14 protein-coding genes are annotated in these 16,168 nt (G+C 73.3%); 7 read left to right on the forward strand and 7 right to left on the reverse strand.

Annotated features, from left to right (window positions below; all coding sequences use genetic code 11):
- Positions 1–25: 25 nt before the first annotated feature.
- The 4 genes from IE317_RS16005 (at position 26) to IE317_RS16020 (ending at position 5,121) form a co-directional block, all read left to right on the forward strand.
- The gene (locus IE317_RS16005) at positions 26–1,261 is read left to right on the forward strand and encodes a glycosyltransferase 87 family protein (protein ID WP_191310748.1); all 1,236 of its coding nucleotides are present in this window, start codon (positions 26–28) and stop codon (positions 1,259–1,261) included.
- Positions 1,258–2,679 carry an oligosaccharide flippase family protein gene (locus IE317_RS16010; protein ID WP_229902728.1) on the forward strand — a complete coding sequence of 474 codons (1,422 nt, stop codon included), beginning with the start codon at positions 1,258–1,260 and terminating at the stop codon, positions 2,677–2,679. The genes IE317_RS16005 and IE317_RS16010 overlap by 4 nt, the downstream gene beginning before the upstream one ends.
- A 205-nt stretch (positions 2,680–2,884) precedes the next feature.
- Complete coding sequence (locus tag IE317_RS16015) at positions 2,885–3,994, forward strand: glycosyltransferase (RefSeq protein ID WP_191310752.1); 1,110 nt, start codon at positions 2,885–2,887, stop codon at positions 3,992–3,994.
- On the forward strand, positions 3,991–5,121 hold the full coding sequence (locus IE317_RS16020) for a glycosyltransferase family 4 protein (protein WP_191310754.1): 1,131 nt from the start codon (positions 3,991–3,993) through the stop codon (positions 5,119–5,121). The genes IE317_RS16015 and IE317_RS16020 overlap by 4 nt, the downstream gene beginning before the upstream one ends.
- A gap of 220 nt (positions 5,122–5,341) precedes the next feature.
- On the opposite strand, the gene IE317_RS16025 is transcribed toward IE317_RS16020, so the two are convergent.
- A complete protein-coding gene (locus tag IE317_RS16025) occupies positions 5,342–6,733 on the reverse strand; it encodes a putative glycoside hydrolase family 15 protein (protein WP_191310756.1) in 1,392 nt (463 codons plus the stop codon).
- Complete coding sequence (locus IE317_RS16030; protein WP_191310764.1) at positions 6,715–8,145, reverse strand: exopolysaccharide biosynthesis polyprenyl glycosylphosphotransferase; 1,431 nt, start codon at positions 8,143–8,145, stop codon at positions 6,715–6,717. Before IE317_RS16030 ends, IE317_RS16025 begins: the two co-directional genes overlap by 19 nt.
- A 315-nt stretch (positions 8,146–8,460) precedes the next feature.
- Here IE317_RS16030 and IE317_RS16035 point away from each other — a divergent pair, with 315 nt between their 5' ends.
- Together IE317_RS16035 and IE317_RS16040 are read left to right on the forward strand one after the other, a co-directional pair.
- On the forward strand, positions 8,461–9,306 hold the full coding sequence (locus IE317_RS16035) for a glycosyltransferase (protein ID WP_191310766.1): 846 nt from the start codon (positions 8,461–8,463) through the stop codon (positions 9,304–9,306).
- Between the two features lie 4 nt (positions 9,307–9,310).
- Positions 9,311–10,618, forward strand: a complete 1,308-nt coding sequence (locus IE317_RS16040) for an NAD(P)/FAD-dependent oxidoreductase (protein ID WP_191310768.1) — start codon at positions 9,311–9,313, stop codon at positions 10,616–10,618.
- Here IE317_RS16040 and wecB read toward each other — a convergent pair.
- Positions 10,591–11,757, reverse strand: a complete 1,167-nt coding sequence (gene wecB / locus IE317_RS16045) for a non-hydrolyzing UDP-N-acetylglucosamine 2-epimerase (RefSeq protein ID WP_191310770.1) — start codon at positions 11,755–11,757, stop codon at positions 10,591–10,593. The genes IE317_RS16040 and wecB overlap by 28 nt on opposite strands.
- Positions 11,758–11,919: 162 nt before the next feature.
- Here wecB and IE317_RS16050 point away from each other — a divergent pair, with 162 nt between their 5' ends.
- A complete protein-coding gene (locus IE317_RS16050) occupies positions 11,920–12,861 on the forward strand; it encodes a lysyl oxidase family protein (protein ID WP_191310772.1) in 942 nt (313 codons plus the stop codon).
- A gap of 211 nt (positions 12,862–13,072) precedes the next feature.
- Here the strand turns inward: IE317_RS16050 and IE317_RS16055 are convergent, their stop codons facing one another.
- The 4 genes from IE317_RS16055 to IE317_RS16070 all read right to left on the reverse strand — a co-directional run bounded on the left by IE317_RS16055 (position 13,073) and on the right by IE317_RS16070 (position 16,161).
- Positions 13,073–13,954: an MEDS domain-containing protein gene (locus tag IE317_RS16055; protein ID WP_191310774.1), complete on the reverse strand. Its 882-nt coding sequence runs from the start codon at positions 13,952–13,954 to the stop codon at positions 13,073–13,075.
- Between the two features lie 9 nt (positions 13,955–13,963).
- The gene (locus IE317_RS16060) at positions 13,964–14,359 is read right to left on the reverse strand and encodes a VOC family protein (protein WP_191310776.1); all 396 of its coding nucleotides are present in this window, start codon (positions 14,357–14,359) and stop codon (positions 13,964–13,966) included.
- Positions 14,360–14,396: 37 nt separating this feature from the next.
- Complete coding sequence (locus IE317_RS16065; protein ID WP_191310778.1) at positions 14,397–14,795, reverse strand: hypothetical protein; 399 nt, start codon at positions 14,793–14,795, stop codon at positions 14,397–14,399.
- 61 nt (positions 14,796–14,856) lie between these two features.
- Positions 14,857–16,161, reverse strand: coding sequence for a right-handed parallel beta-helix repeat-containing protein (locus IE317_RS16070; protein WP_191310780.1), 1,305 nt, complete (start codon positions 16,159–16,161; stop codon positions 14,857–14,859).
- Positions 16,162–16,168 lie beyond the last annotated feature (7 nt).

The raw sequence follows: 16,168 nt of genomic DNA on the forward strand, positions 1-16,168 counted from the left end.
ACGAGTCACCCGGCCCGGTGGCGGCATGACCGCTGCGTTCGCTCCGGTCACCGCCGGCGCGCGCAGGTTCCCCCGACAGCGGCTCGTCCTGCTCCTCGCGAGCCTGGCCGGTGTCCTGAGCGCCTGGCACGCCGTCAAGCCGTCCTGGCAGGTCCCGCTCCCCACCCCCGCCGTCGCGGGCGAGGAACGGTTGCAGGACTTCCGGGACGCCCTCTACTTCCCCATCCGCGAATTCCTCTCCGGCGGCAATCCCTACGACCCCGCCGCGATGTTCGCGCACTGGCCGGTCCGCCAGGACTTCAACCTCTACCAGCCCTACCACCTCCTCCTGCACGCACCGTTCGCGCTGCCCGGCTACCGCGTCGGCGCCGTCGCGTTCACCCTCTTTTCGCTGCTGCTGCTCGTCGCGCTCGCCGCGTTGACCGCCCACGCGGTCCGGCGGTACGTTCCGGCGCCGTTCGCCGTCACCACCGCCGTCGTCGCCGCGCTGCTCGTGACCAGCCAGGTCGGGAAGGCCCAGCTGTACGTCGGGCAGATCAACCCGCTGATCGCGCTCGGCGCAGCCGGTGCCCTGCTCGCCCGGCGCGATCGGCCCGGCTGGGCGGCCGCCGCGCTGGCGCTCGCCTGGCTGAAGCCGCAGTACGGTTTCCCGCTGGCCGTCCTGCTGTTCGCCCGCGGCTCGCGGCGGGTCGCCCTCGCCGGCACGGCCATCGCGGCGGCCGCCAGCCTGCCCGTCGTCGTGCTCCTCGTGGTGCGCGGCGGGGGCATCGGGCCGTTCCTCGACGTCATCGTCGCGAACCTCACCCACGCCCGCGGCACCCCGTACGGCGCGGTGGACTCCGTTACCGCGCAACGCATCGACGTCGCCGCGGTGGTGTTCCGCGTCACCGGCTGGGTGCCTTCCGAACCGGTGGTGCTGGCCGGCGTGCTCGTGGCGAGCGCGGTCCTGATCCGCCGGACCGCGGAGCCGGTCGCCGACCTGCTGACCGTGCTCGCCGTCGTGGTCTGCGTGGTGCACCAGCCCGGTGACGTGCTGATCGCCGTCCCCGCCATGGCCGTGGTGGCCGCGCTGTGGTGGCGTCGCCGCGGCGAGCCGGGGTGGGGTGCGGCCGGGACGGCCGTGCTCGCGCTCGCCGTCCCCTTCGCCCATTTGTACACAGTGGACAAACTGTTCGGGCCGCGGACGTCGGTCACCGTGGACGGTGCCGCGGTGGTCGTCGCGTGGGTACTGGCCGTGGTCGCCGCGCGGAGGGCCACGTGACCGCGCTGGGCACCCGCGCCGTCCGCGGTTCGCTGTGGCTGGGCGTGGTCAACCTGGTCAGCAAGAGCAGCCAGATGCTCGTCACGCTGGTGCTGGCCGCCCTGCTCACCGAGGGCCAGCTCGGCGCCGTGGCGCTCGCGGTGGCGCTGGTCAACCTCGGCCAGGTCGTCCAGTCGATCGGCGTCTACGACGTCATCGGCCGCACCGAGCGCGACCCGCGCCGGACGGCGGGCACGGTGCTCACGCTGAGCGTCGGCGCCGGGATCGTGCTGGCCGTCGCGCTGGTGGCCGCGGCGGGCCCGCTGACGGCGTTGCTCGGAACGCCGGACGCCGCCGGGCTGGTCCGGCTGGCCGCGCTCGGCCTGCCGTTCTCGGCGGCGGGCGGGGTGCAGATGGGCCTGATGCACCGCGAACTCGACTTCCGGCGCCGGCTGCTGCCCGACGGCGGGAGCGCGGTGCTGGGCGCGGCGCTGACGGTCGTGCTCGCCGCGTGCGGGGCCGGGCCGTTGTCGCTGGTGCTCGGCCTGCTGGCCACAGCGGTGACGCAGCCCCTGCTCGGCGCCTTGGCCCGCGGCGGCGTGCGGCCGTGCTGGGACACCGCCGCCGCGCGCGAGGTGCTGGGCTGGGTGGCCGTGGTGGGACCGGCCGCGGTCGTGGGCGCGCTGCTGGTCAACCTCGACTACTTCGCGGTGGGGCACGTGCTCGGGCCGGACGCGGTCGGCGTCTACTCGCTGGCGTACCGGCTCGCCTGGGTGCCGTACATCATGGTGGCGGTCGTGCTCGGCGCGGTCGCCTTCCCGGTGTTCACGCGGTTGCGGCGCGAGGGGGCGCCGCTCGGCGGGGCGGTCACCCGGTTCACGCGCGCGGTGCTCGTGGTGACGGGCGGGTTGTACCTGGCGCTCGCGGTGCTCTCGGGACACGTCGTGCTGCTGGGCGAGCGGTGGGCGGGCGCGGCAGGCCCGCTCGTGCTGCTGTCCGGCTACGGCGTGGGGATCTGCCTACTGCAGATCTGGTACCAGGCGGTCAAGGCGACCGGGCACGTCCGGCGTTACCTGGCGCTGGAGACGACGCACCTGGCGGTGCTCGCGGTGGGGCTGGCGGTGCTGGCGCACGCGGGGATCGGGGCGGTCGCGGCGGTGCAGCTCGCGGCGGCGTGGCTGGTGGTACCGCTCGCCTGGCGGGTGCTGGCCGGGCTGGGGGTGGCGCCGCCGGTGGCGGAGCTGGGCGGAATGGTGGCGCGAGTGGCGCTGGCCGGCGCGGCGGCCGCGGTACCGGCGGTGGCGCTGGGGCGATGGTTCGGGAGTTCGCTGCCGGGGGTGGTGGCCGAGGCGGCGGTTCTGGTCGCCGGGTACGCCGGGGCGACGGTGGTGCTGCAGCGGAGTGCGCTCGCGGAACTGCGCCGGGGAGGGCTTCGGTGAGGCCCGTCGTTCACGCTGCGGCCGCGGCCCTTGCCGGGCTGTGCCGCGCAGGTCGCGGACGCGTCGCCCGAGTCGCGACGCGCCCGCCCGCCGCGGAGGCCGCCGGTGAAACCCGCGCAACCCACCGCTGTCGCCCGCCGCAGAGGCCGCCAGTGAGACCCGCCCACCCCACCGCCCCTTCCCCAGCCGACCCCGGAGGCCGCCGGTGAAGCTCGTCCACGTCTCCCAGCCCGTGACCGCGGGCGTCGCCGTCGTGGTGCTCGAACTCGCCGTGGCGCAACGGGATCGCGGGTGGTCCGTCACGATCGCCTGCCCGCCGTCCGGCTGGCTCGCCGCCCGCGCCCGGGAACTCGGCCTCGAGGTCCGTGGCTGGACCGCCCGCCGCGCACCCGGCCCCGGCTCGATCGCCGAAGCGCTGCGGCTGCGCCGGCTCCTGGACGACCTCGACCCCGACGTCGTCCACCTCCACAGCTCCAAGGCCGGTCTGGCCGGGCGGCTGGCCGTCCGCGGCAGCCGCCCGACGGTCTTCCAGCCCCACCTCTGGTCCTTCGAGACGGCCGGCGGGCCGCTGCGCACCGCGTCCGCCGCGTGGGAGCGCTTCGCGTCGCGGTGGACCGATCTGCTCGTCTGCGTGAGCGACGACGAACTCGCCGCCGGCCGGGCCGCCGGGGTCACCGCCGAGGCGGAGGTCGTCTGCAACGGCGTCGACACCACCCGGTTCGTCCCCGGCGACCGGACGGCGGCGCGGCGGCGGCTCGGGCTGCCCGCGCACGCGCCGATCGCCGTCTGCCTCGGCCGGCTGGCCGAGCTCAAGGGCCAGGACCAGCTGCTGTCGGCGTGGCCCGCGGTCCTGCGGCAGCTGCCGGACGCGCACCTCATCTTCGCCGGCGACGGCCCGATGGGGCCGATCTGGCGCGAGCGGCACCCGGTCGCCGGGCACGCGTCCGTGCGCTGGCCGGGACACACCGATGACCCGGCGGCCTGGTACACCGCCGCGGACGTCGTCGTGCTCCCCTCGCGCGCCGAAGGCATGGCGCTGGTGCCGCTGGAAGCGATGGCGTGCGCGCGGCCGGTCGTCGCGTTCGACGTCGGCGGGATGCGGCAGAGCGTCGCGGACGCGGGCGCGGTCGTGCCGCCCGGTGACGTCGGCCTGCTCGCCGAGGCCGTCGCCGCGCGGCTCGCCGATCCCGGGCTGGCCCGGCGCGAAGGCGAACTCGGCCGCCGCCGCGTGGAACTGTCCTTCGATCGGGGGCGGATGACCGACCAGATCGCCGCCCTCGTCGACAAACTCACCCCGTCGGAGCGCCTCTCGTGACCCGCATCGCCTATCTGCTCACCCAGGACCGCGGCGGCCCGGTGGACGTCACCGTCCGGCTGGCCGCGACGCTGGCCGCCGACGGTCACGACGTCCGCGTCTTCGGTCCCGTGCCCGCGCGGGACGCCTCGCTGCTCGACGGGCTGCACGAGGAACTCGCGGTGGCCGACAAGGAGGACCTCGCGGCGGCGGGCCGGGCCCGGGCGGCGCTGCGGGCGTGGCGGCCGGACGTCGTGCACGCGCAGGACCGGCGCGCCGGGCTGGTGATCGCGGGGCTGCGGTTCGCCCGCGGCCCGCGGCCCGCGTTGGTCCAGACCTACCACGGCGTGCCCGACGACGTCGCGGAGCCGTGGTTCCGGGGTTCGCGCGGGGCCGCCGGACCCTCGGCGTACACGCGGACGGTGCTGGCCGCGGACGCCGTCGTCGCCCGCGTCCTGGACCGGACGATCGTGCCGGCGTCGGCGATGGGGACGTTCCTGCGCCGTCGCCTGCGGGTGCCCGCCGGGCGGCTGGTGCACGTCGACAACTGCGTCTCCCCCGCCTCGCCGTCGCCCCCGCGGGGGCCGGTGCGGCACCTCGTCTTCGCCGGGCTGCTGGTGGAACGCAAGGGTGTGCTGAATCTGCTGGCCGCGTTGAGCGTTCCCGGCGTGCTGCCGCCGGACGCGCGGCTGACGGTGGTCGGCGACGGTCCGGAGCGCGCGGAGGCGGAGCAGGTCGCCCGGCAGCCGCCGCTGGCGGGGCGTGTGGCGTTCCTCGGCTTCCGGCCGGACGTCCCCGATCTGCTCGCTTCCGCCGACGCGCTGGTGCTGCCGTCCACAATGGAGCAGCAGCCGCTGGTGGTGGCCGAGGCGATGGCCGCGGGCAAGCCGGTCCTGGCGACGGCCACCGGCGGCGTCCCGGCCATGCTCGACGTCCCCGGCGGCCCGGTGTTCCTGGCCCCGCCGGGTGACGTCCCGGCCCTCGCCGACCGGCTACGCGCCCTGTTCGCGGAACCGGACCCGGCCCGCTTGGGCCGTCTCCTCGCCGAACGCGCCCACACCCGCTACCACCCCGAGGTCTGCGCCCGCCGCCACCTGGACCTCTACGACGAGCTGACGCCATCGTGCCGCCCCGCCAAACACCCGTGATGCCCCTCCAATCACGGTTGATGCCCCTTCGATCACGAGTGATCCCCCTCTGATCACGGGCTGCCGGTGATCAGAGCCGGAACTCGCGTGATCGAAGGCGGAACTCGCGTGATTGGAGGGGCATCTCGCGTGACTGGGGAGGCATCTCGCGTGACTGGAGGGGCATCTCGCGTGACTGGAGGGGCATCTCGCGCGATTGGCGGGGGCACACGCGGGGTGGTCAGCTGGCGCGGAGCCGGCCGATGCGGAGCTCGTCGCGGATCACTCGCCAGACGCCGCGTTTCGCGAGCTGCTGCGGGTCGACCAGGACCGTTGCGTCCGCGGCCTCGAGGGTGAGCGAGGGCAGGGCCGGGGTCGTGGTCGTGGTCGTGGTGGGCGAACCCGAGGTCGAGGTGGGGGACGAAGGGCGGGTGGGGGTCGGGGTGGGGCGGGGGGCGCCGGGGGCGACCAGGCCTTCCGGGGGCACCACCGTCTGGGCGGACGCCGTCGGGTTGACCGCCACCCAGCCGTGGGTGAACGTGCGGGTCCAGACGCCGTTGGGCAGCCGGCTCGCCGCGTCGACCGCCTCGCCCAGCCCGGAGTCCTGCAACGCCGACCACTCCGGGTTGCGGTAGTCGTCGGTCGTCGCGCGGGTCCAGCACGTGCGGGGGCCCGCGAGCAGGGCCGCGCTCGCGTACCCGGACCGCTCCTCGCGCGCGTTGTGCGTCCGCGTGACCAGCAACAGCAGGGACTCGCCGAGGGCGGCCTGCGCCCGCAGCTCCTGGAACTCGTTGCCGCGGAAGGTCAGCAGGCCGCCCGTGCCGCCGTTCTCGCGGAACCCGAAGTTCTCCTCCATCGCGCCGCCGAAGCGGGAGTGCGCGGTCCAGCGGCCCGGCACCAGGTGCGTCTCGGACACGTTGGGCACCAGCAGCTTGTCCGCGTTCGTGAGGGCGTCGCCGGCCTTGGCCAGGAACCCGTCCAGGCCGTCGCGGAGCTTGCGGTCGGTCTCCGTGACGTTGGCCGTGCCCGCGAGCACCGCGGGCGAATAGTGGCGCAGCGAGTTGAAGTCGTTGTCCGCGAGCACGCCGTCCCAGCCCTCGCGTTTCACTTCCGTGACGACGGCGTCGGTCCAGGCCTGCTGGTAGTCGGGGTTCCACACCGTCATCTGCCAGTGCCGCGGGTAGCCCTGCCACTCGATCCGCCGCCCCTGGACGTCCAGCGCGAACCAGTCCGGGTGGTGGTCCTGCGCGGCGACGTAGCCGATGCCGCTCGGCAGGAAGGCCGCGTCCTGGCCGCCGTCGACCGCGCCCGGGTAGTTGCGCGTGCTCGACAGGTCCTTGTACACCAGCACCTTCACCCGCGGGTTGAGCTGGTGCAGCCGCCGCATGGCCGCGGCCTGGTCGGCGTTGAGCACGATGACCTGGTAGCGCTTGGCCGCCTGCTCGAGCTCCTGGGACGTTGGCGGCTTGCCGATCCCGTACCACCACGCGCAGGGGGCGAGGGGCTTCGGCGGCGGCGCCGAGAGGTCCTGCGCCGAGCTGGCGACGCAGCCGGCCAGGCCGCCGGCCAGCAGCACGACCGCGGCCGTCCAGCACGCCACCGGGTGCCGCCGCATCAGCGTTGCCTTCGGCACAGCAGCTCTCCCACGGTGAGGATGATGATCTTGACGTCGAGCCACAGCGACCAGTTCGCGATGTAGTAGTTGTCGTAGCGCGCCCGGTCCGCGATCGAGGTGTCGCCCCGCAGGCCGTGCACCTGGGCCAGCCCGGTCAGCCCGGTCGGCACCCGGTGCCGGGCCCAGTACAGGTCGTGGACGGCGGAGAACTCGTGCACGAACACCGGCCGCTCCGGCCGCGGGCCGACCAGGGACATGTCCCCGCGCACGACGTTCCACAGCTGCGGCAGTTCGTCCAAAGAGGACCGCCGCAGGAAGCGGCCGACCGGGCCGACCCGGCGGTCGCCCACGACCGACCAGCGCGTCTGCGAATCGTCGACGGCGGCCTGGCGCACGCTGCGCAGCTTGAACAGCACGAACGTGCCGCCGTCCATCCCGACCCGCACCTGCCGGAAGAAGACCGGGAACCCGCTCTCCACCGCGACCGCGAGCGCGCAGAGCGCGATGACGGGCGCGAGGACGACGAGCGCGGCCGCGGCCAGCGCCGTCTCGACGGCCCGCTTGACCCACCAGCTCGGCCGCCGGGTCGGCGCGCCGCCCAGCCACACCAGCGGGTAGCTGCGGAGCCGGTCGACCCCCGGCCCGTCCGGGCAGAGCTCGAACAGGTGCGGCAGCACCAGGGTGACGCACCCGAGGCGGTGGGCGGTGATGGCGGCGTCGACGATCGCGCCGTCGCGCTCGTCGGCGGGGGCGAGGACCACCGTGCCCGCGCGCAGCCGGGCGATGGCGCCGATGAGGTCGCCGTCGATCCGCTCCACCGGCAGGCCCGGCGGCACCGGCTCCGGGCCGGACGCCGCGACGCCGACCGGCAGCAGGCCGAACTCGGGGTGCTCCAGCATGGTGCGCACGAGTTCGCCGCCGATCCGGCCGGAGCCCACGACGACGGCCCGGTCGCAGCGCCGCAGCCGGCGCCGCCCCCACCGGCCGAACGCGAAGACGGCCGGCCGGACGGCCTCGCTGAGCACGGCGAAGCACAGCACGACTTCCTGCATCCGGGCCGTGTCGTCGCCGTCCATCCCGGCCACCAGGCCGAACCCGGTGACGAGCGCGAACGCCAGCGCGGTGGCGGTGACCGAGCGCGGGAGGTCCTGCAGCCAGGACAGCCAGAGGCGGCGGCGGTGGACGCGGCCGGCCACCCGGGCCCCCGCGAGGGCCGCGGCGGTCACCACGGCGCACGCCGGGCCGGGCCCGGTCCGCAGCACGGCGGCCAGCCAGGCGGCGCCGTCGACGGCGACGAGCAGCACGGCCACGGCGTTGACCCTGGCGAGCAGCGGGCGGCCGCGCACGGCGTCCCGCGGCCGGTCGCCCGGCCGGACGCGCCGCTGGGCCGGCACCGCTTCGGTGACGACCGTGTCTTTGAGTTCAGTCACCGGTCTCGACCTCTACTTGACATGAGGATTCCATTCTCGCTTTCTTCACGACTCAGCCATTCGAGGCACCACCGGCACGATCGAGTGAATTTTTCGGAGAACCCCGGGAAATGCACTCGATCGGGGCGCCCAGCAGACCCGATCCGGTGATTTCAGGAAACACCAAGTAGTTCTGATGACGTGCGTCCTTCCGAGGGAGTTCCGGGGCCACTAAAGAAACCACACAACATAGCCGAATAGGACTGGACGGCCCCACCAAACCCGATTCCGGACGGGTGATGGGCAACGACGAGGACGACCGAGACGAGGGGAACCGTGGCGTACGAAGAGACCACCCTGGCCACACTGTCCGAACCGGCACTGTCCGAACCGGACCGAACCGGACCGGAGCCCACCGGGGGCCGGACTGGCGGACGGGCGCACGTCGTGCTGCCCGCGTTCAACGAAGAAGCGTCCCTGCCGCCGTTGCTGCGCCGGCTCGCCGACGTGGCCCGCACCGAGCAGGTCACCGTCTGGGTCGTCGACGACGGTTCCGCCGACGCCACGGTCGCCGTGGCCGAGTCCGGCTACGGCGGGCTCGACGTCCGCGTCGTACGGCACCTGGTGAACCTCGGGCTCGGCCGCGCGGTGCAGTCCGGGCTCCGGGCGGCGCTGGAGGACGCGGGCCCGGACGACATCGTCGTCGTGATGGACGCCGACGACACGCACGACCCGGCGCTGATCCGCGCGCTGCAGGCGGAGATCACCGCCGGCGCCGACGTCGCCATCTGCTCCCGGTTCGTCCCGGGCGGCGACGACCGGACCGCCCCGTTCGGACGGCGGCTGCTCTCCCGCGGCGCCGCGCAGCTGTTCCACCGCGCCCTCGACGTCGACGGCGTCCGGGACTTCACCAGCGGTTACCGCGCCTACCGGGCGTCGCTGCTGGCGCGCGCCTCCGCGCACTGGGGCGAGCGGCTCATCGAGGAACAGGGCTTCGCCTGCATGGTGGAGCTGCTGCTCAAGCTGCGCCACTGCCGCCCGGTGATCACCGAGGTCCCGCTGGCCCTGCGGTACGACCGCAAACAGGGTCCCAGCAAGCTGAAGCTGCGGCGGACCGTCGTGCAATACCTGAAACTGCTCGCCCGCGACCGGCTGAGCCCGGCGCCCTACCGGAAGCTGTGACCCGGTGACCCACCCCGATTCCCCGCACGTCGCCGTGATCGGCGGCGGCATCTGCGGCCTCGCCGCCGCCCACCGCCTCGCCCGCCGCGGCACGCGCGTGACCCTGCTCGAAAGCAGCGACCAGCTCGGCGGCCTCGGCACCTTCTTCGCCCACGAAGACCAGTGGGTCGAGCGCTTCTACCACTGCATCATGCCGTCCGACGTGAGCCTGCTGGCGCTGCTGGGCGAGCTGGGCCTGCGGGATGCGGTGCGGTGGCGGGAAACGACGATGGGCATGGTCGTCGACGGACGCCACCACGGTTTCAACTCCGCACTCGACCTGCTCCGGTTCTCCCCGCTGCGGCTGCACGACCGCGTGCGCTTCGGCGTGGTTTCGCTGCTGCTGCGCCGGTTGGGCCACGGGCGCGACCTCGACACGCTCCGCACCGAGGACTGGCTGCGCCGGCTCTACGGCGACGTCGTCTGGGAACAGCTCTTCGCGCCGATGTTCGGCTCGAAGTTCGGGCCGTCCTTCGGGGACGTTCCCGCGCTGTACCTGTGGCAGCGGCTGGGCCGCGAGCGCAACGTCGCCACCCGCGGCTACCCGGACGGCGGCTACAAGACGATCATCGACGCGCTGCGGACGTCGATCGAGCGGGCCGGCGGCACCGTGCGCACGGAAACCCCGGTCCGGCGGCTGCACAGCACCGGCGGCCGCTCGGTGCTCACCCTGACCGGCGGCGAGGTCCTCGACGCCGACCACGTCGTCTCCACCGTGCCGCTGCCGCTGCTGCGGCGCATCGCCGACGACGCGCTCGCCACCCGGCTGCCCGACACCGACCTGCCCTACCAGGGCGTGGTCACCGGCGTGTTCTTCCTCCGGCAGCCGGTCACCGAGCACTACTGGACGCCGGTGCTGCACTCGGGCACCGAGTTCGACGGGGTCGTCTCGATGTCCGCGCTCGCCGGCACCACCGGCGGACGGCACCTCGTCTACGTCATGCACTACACCGACCGCGACTCGCAGCTGTACCTCGACGACGACGCCGCGATCGCGGCGCGCTGGTCGGTGCAGCTGCGCGGCCTGTACCCCGCGCTCGGCGACGGCGACATCGAGGAGGTGCGGGTGTTCAAGGCGCCGTTCGTGGAACCGGTGTACCCGCTCGGTTACCTGGCCGCGCGGCCGCCGGTGACCGTGGACGGCACCGGCCTCCTGCTGGCCACCACCGCCCACGTCTACCCGGACGTGACGAGCTGGAACTCGAGCGTCCGGCTGGCGAACGACGTCGTCGCGCTGCTGGCGGATCAGCCCGCGGTCACGCCGGCCCGCTGAGCCAGTAGGGCGTTCAGGGCCGTCACGATCCGGGCGGAGGCGGACCCGTCGCCGTACGGTGACGGGAGGTGGCGGAGGCGCTCCCGGTGGCCGGCCACGTCGTCGAGCCACCGGGCGACCTCCGCGCCGATCGCCGGGCCCGGCAGCACCCGCGTGCCGAACGTCCCGGCGATCTCGGGTCGCTCGGTGCTGCGCCGCACGACGACCACGGGTCGCTTGAGGACACTCGCTTCCTCCTGGATGCCCCCGGAGTCCGACACGAGCACCGCAGCTTCGGCGGCCAGCGCGAGGAACGCCGGGTAGGCCTGGGGTTCCAGCTCGACGAGCGGCTCGAGCAGGTGCCGCAGGCCGAACGCCTCGACGCTCTTGGCCGTGCGCGGGTGCAGCGGGAACACCACCGGCAGCGGCAGCCGGCCCAGCTCGCGCAGGATCACCGCCAGCCGCCCGGCGTCGTCGACGTTCTCCGGGCGGTGGATGGTGGCCAGCACGAACCGGTCCCGCTCCAGCCCGCGGGCCGCCAGCACGGCCCGCCGGTCATCGGTGGCCGGGAGCGCGGCCTGCAGTGCTTCGACGACGGTGTTGCCGGTGACGGCGATCCGTTCGTCCGGCACGTTTTCCGCCAGCAGGTGGCCGCGGTTGAGCTCGGTCGGCGCGCAGCAGAGGTCGGCGAGGTGGTCGATCAGCACGCGGTTGTGCTCTTCCGGCATCGCCCGGTCGTGGCTGCGCAGCCCGGCTTCGACGTGCACCAGCGGGAGGTCGTGCGCGTTGGCGGCGAGCGCGCCGGCAAGCGCGGACGTCGTGTCGCCCTGGACGACCACCGCCCGGCCGGGCCGGTCCGCCAGTACCTCGTCGACCGCGCTGACCGTCCGGCCGAGCTGGCCGCCGCGGCGCCCGGCCCCCACGCCGAGTTCGTGGAACGCTTCGGACGGCGGCAGGTCCGCGCGGATGCGGGCGTACAGCGACCGGTCGTAGTGCTGTCCCGTGTAGACGACGGCGCACCCGTCGCCGAAGGCCCGCATCAGCGGGGCGAGCTTGATCAGTTCCGGCCGGGTGCCGCAGACCAGCGTGATCCCGCCGGTTCCGGCGAGCCCTGCCGCCGTCGGACGGGCGGCACGGAAATCTGCGGTGGTCGTCGACATGCGGTGCGGTCCTTTCGGGCGGTGAGTTCGCCGCACGCTACTCACCGGAACCACGGAACCGGTGGCGACTCAGTCCATCGTGTGACGACGCGGTGTCGCATCGGGGAATTGCGGAACCCTAGACTGGGCCCGATCGGAATACCGGACAGGACGGCCCCGCTCTTGCTGAAGAAATTCGCGGTACTGGCGCTCGTGGCGCTCGCGGCCACCGTTTCCGCCTCCGCTCCCCACGCCGACGCGGCGCCGAACCTGCTGCTCCCCGACCTCCGCCAGGCCCCGCCGGGGTGCGCCGGCGGCAGTTCCGGCGAACTCCCGTTGTGCACCGCGTGGGACGTGTGCCCGGTCATCGAGCCGTCCGCCCCCAACGGCCGCTGCGTCGCGCCGTCGGTGGCGAAGGCCGTCCGGCTGCGGTTCACCAGCGCGGAGGAGAACGTCGGCGACGGGCCGCTGCTGCTGTACGGCCGCCGCGACAGCACGAAGCAGGAGACCATGACGGTCCGGCAGGCGCTGCGCAACGGCACGGACGGCTCGATCCCGGGCAGCTACGCGGCGGCGCAGCGCGCCACCGGGGCCTTCACGTACTACGAGCCGGCGCTGGCCCACCAGCACTGGCACCTGATGAACTTCGAGCACTTCGCGCTGGTCTCCCCGCGGGGCGAGACGGTGGTCACCGACCGCAAGAACGGCTTCTGCCTGGGCGACCGGTTCCGGGTGTACGACGCCGGGCGGCTGGGCAACGTCCCGGGCGACACCGGCCCGGACGCCGACCTCGCCGAAACGCTGCGGGGCAACATGTGCCGGCACCACGAGCCCACGGCGCTGGAGGTGCTCGAAGGGATTTCCGTCGGCTCGGGTGATGACTACAAGTACACCGTGGACTTCCAGTGGCTGGACATCACCCAGGTGCCGGCGGGGACCTATGACCTGGTGAACACGGTGAACGCGGACCGGACGCTGCTGGAGACGAACTATCGCAACAATTCGTCGGCTGTTGCGTTGTCGATTTCTTGGCCGCAGGGGATGCCGGGGTCGGATGGGACGGTTTCGGGCGCGCCGGTTGTCAAGCTGCTGCGGAGTTGCCCGGGGCAGCCGCGCTGCGCGTGAGCTGCGGCGCCGGGGTTTTGTTCTGCCGCGGCTTTAAGGCTCTTCCGCGGCTGGGCGGGTCCGGTTGCGTTGCCGGGCGCCGGTTTGCGGTCACATCGTTGGTCGGCTTGCGCTGCCGGTCGCCGGTCAGGCGTTTCGTTGTGCCGGTCGCCGGGCGCCGGTCTCGCTGGCGCCACTGACCTTCCTTGCGCCGTTGACCGCTGCGCCTGAGCTACCAGGGTCGGCCCGCCGCGAGGCGAGCCGTGAAACCGGTCTCGTGGCGGTGCAGCGTCACCTGGCTGCAGATCTGGTGCGCGATCCACAGCCCCCGGCCGCCGATGCTGCGGTCCGCGGGCAGCAGTCCGGCGAACGGGTCCGCCGGTCCGGCGCCGGCGTCGTGCACCGAAACCACCATCTGCCCGGCGCCGGCCCAGATCCGCACCCGGACCGGGGGGCGGCCGTGGCGCAGCGCGTTGTCCACGATCTCGCTCACCGCCAGCACGAGGTCGTCCACCTCGTCCGCGGGCAGGTCCAGCGGCGCCGTGGCCAGCACCGCCCGGCGGGCGTCCGAGGGCCGCGGGTCGGCGAGCTCGGCCCGCGGGACGGTGCTCTCGATCAGGAGCGGCGTCATCGGGCGTGGGTCGGCCAGGAACGACAGCGGGTCGACGTAGCCGGTGTTCGTGTGGTGGCCGCCGTGCTCGTAGCGGGCGAAGGCGTCCACCTGGGCCGGCGTGCGCACCAGGGACGTCGCGTCGGCCGCGACCCGCAAGCCGGTGAATCCGGCCGCCAGCGCTTCGGACGTCGCCGCGGCGTAGAGATCGACCTGGCCGGCGGGGTCGACGACGGCTCCCGTGGGGTAGGCCTCGTCCACCGAAGCGACCTGGACCGCCCCGCGCTCCAGGCCTTCGTCGCAGCGCTCGTCCGCGCGCAGCTGCCCGGTCAACGCGGCCTCGTCACCCGGGGCGACGTAGAGCACCCGCTCGCCGGCCGCCAGCCCCTCGGCCAGGAACTCCTGTGCCTGGGCCACGAAGTCGCCGCGGCGCCGGTAGCCCCGGCACACGTGGTCGCGGGCGGGCGCGAACGGCCTGCCTTCCCGCTCGGTCGGAATCGGCACGGATCGACACTACGCCGTGACACGGGCACCCGCCCGCGCTCGGGGGTCGCGGACCTCCGCCGCCGGTTTCACGCAGACGCAGAACAGGTTGTCCTCCGGGTCGGCCAGGACGACCCAGTCGTCGTCCGGGTCGTCGTCGACGTGGCGCACGAACCGCGCGCCCAGGCCGACGAGCCGGTCGACCTCGTACCGCTGGTCGTCGGCGTAGAGGTCCAGGTGCATCTGGTCGCGCGCCGACACCGGCGTCGAGGACCGTTGCAGCGACAGGTTGACGTGCTGACCGCGCAGCAGGCGGAAGTCCTTGTCCTCGGACACCGGCTCGAGGTCCAGCGCCGCCGACCAGAAGCGGGTCATCGTGTCCAGGTCGGTGCAGTTGATCACGGTGCTGCCCAGCCGGATCGCCATGTCGTCTCCCCGTCCCCGCAGGTGCGCTCCCTCCCCTCTACCCGCCGGACCGCGCTTCGAACCCCCGCTGGTGCAGGTAGGCGGCGATCCGGACGCGCAGGGCGCGGATGTCGGCCAGGCCGACGGTGAAGGAGCCACCCGAGCCGTGGCACGGGCCGTCGACGTGGACGAAGCCGTCCGCCGGGCCGCGCCGGGGCTCCGACCAGGCCGGCTCGCCGTCGAGGGTCAGCCGGCCCGCCCGGGCGCGTGCGGTCCAGTAGGTCGGCAGCTTCATCACCTCGCCGAGCGCCTTGGCGAAGCCGGGGAGGTCCTCCTCGCGCAAGACCAGCCGTTGCGGCACCTGGGGCGCCCCCGGGTCGTGCCTCGCGGGGGTGAAGGTGGCCTGGTCACCGGAGGTCCGAATCGTCCAGTGGGGCAACTCGGTCAAAGTGGACACGATCACTCCTCGTCCTCGCCTACCCCCAGGCGCCACCCACCTTAGTTGATCTCCGCCCGGCTCAGGACTCGAAGGCTCCGAGGTCCGGTGCCTTCCCGTGGTAGGGCAGGCCGACGTCGGTGCCCTTGTCGATCAGCGAGCTGTTCGAGGCCAGGCGCAGGTTCGGCAGCACCGGCAGGCTGCCGTCGGCCTGGCGCCGCGCGTCCCAGCCCGACGTCGACACGCTCTGGAACTGCGCGTCCGACATCGTCACGCCCAGGTTCCACGAGTTGTACGACGCGCTCGTGCCCGCCATGTTCGACGTCAGGGTTCCGCCGTAGGCGATGTTGTTGCGCAGGTTGCCCAGCCCGGTGGCCGCGCCGCTCGAGGTGATGCCGAGCATGTTGTAGTCCGGGTGGTTGTTGTAGCTGGTGTTGCCGAAGTAGTCGTTGGCCAGCGTGTGGTGGTTGGCGTAGAAACCCGCCGCCTTGTTGTTGAACGCCACCGAGGTGCGGATGTAGTGCTTGACGCCGTTGCCGACGTACTTGCCGCCGTAGCCACCCATCTTGAAGCCGTTCCCGTTGCCCGACGACGTGGTCGTCTGCGGCAGGTAGCCGTTGCGCCACGCCCACGAGTTCTCGATCGTCACCGACGAGAACGCGTTGATCAGGTCGAACCCGTCGTCGGAGTTCCACCACGCGCGGCAGCCGCGGAACACGTTGCCCGGGTGGCCGGCGGAGATGTGCGCACCGAACCCGTCGGCGCTCTCACCGGCCCCGTTGGACGTTCTCGGGTCGTAGTTGTCGTGAGAATCGGAATTGAGGACGAGGTTGCCGCCGCCGTCCTGGATGAACAACCCCGGTCCCATGTTGTTGTGCAGGTTCAGTTGTTCGAAGGTGTTGTCGCTGCCGGAGATCCAGATGCCCCACGACTCGTGGTTGAGGTTGTTGTTCTGCGGGACGCCCTTGACTTCCAGTCCCTTCAGGTGGATGTAGTTTCCGGTGACGTCGAAGCCCTTGATCCGGCAGTCGTCGCTGACCCGGGAGAAGTCGAACACCGGCGTCTCCCCGGGATAGGCCCAATAGCGGATCGGGTTGCCGGAACTGCCGCTCTTGTTCAGTGTGATCGCGTCCACCCGGTCGGTCTGGCTCGCGCAGGCCTTGTTCGCGCGCGAATAGGTGTAGGTGCCACCGCGCAGGTAGACCGTGTCGCCGGCTTGCGCGACGGCCTGGGCGTGGGCGACCGACGCCCACGGCGCGGCCTGCGTCCCGGCGGCACTGTCACTGCCCGACGGAGCGACGTAGTAGGTGTTCGCGGCCGCCGGGGCCGGGGTGGCGGCGACGGTCACCGCGGTCGCGAACACCACGAGGGAGACGGCGAGTTTCATGCGCACA

This window comes from Amycolatopsis bullii, assembly GCF_014654205.1.
In the GTDB taxonomy this organism is placed as follows: Bacteria; Actinomycetota; Actinomycetes; order Mycobacteriales; family Pseudonocardiaceae; genus Amycolatopsis; species Amycolatopsis plumensis.

What these genes read in the sequence shown, in the direction of transcription:
- IE317_RS16005 (WP_191310748.1), top strand. Translation starts at nt 26, where the DNA reads ATGACCGCTGCGTTCGCTCCGGTCACCGCCGGCGCGCGCAGGTTCCCC.
- IE317_RS16070 (WP_191310780.1), bottom strand. Translation starts at nt 16,161, where the DNA reads ATGAAACTCGCCGTCTCCCTCGTGGTGTTCGCGACCGCGGTGACCGTC.
- wecB (WP_191310770.1), bottom strand. Translation starts at nt 11,757, where the DNA reads ATGTCGACGACCACCGCAGATTTCCGTGCCGCCCGTCCGACGGCGGCA.
- IE317_RS16060 (WP_191310776.1), bottom strand. Translation starts at nt 14,359, where the DNA reads ATGGCGATCCGGCTGGGCAGCACCGTGATCAACTGCACCGACCTGGAC.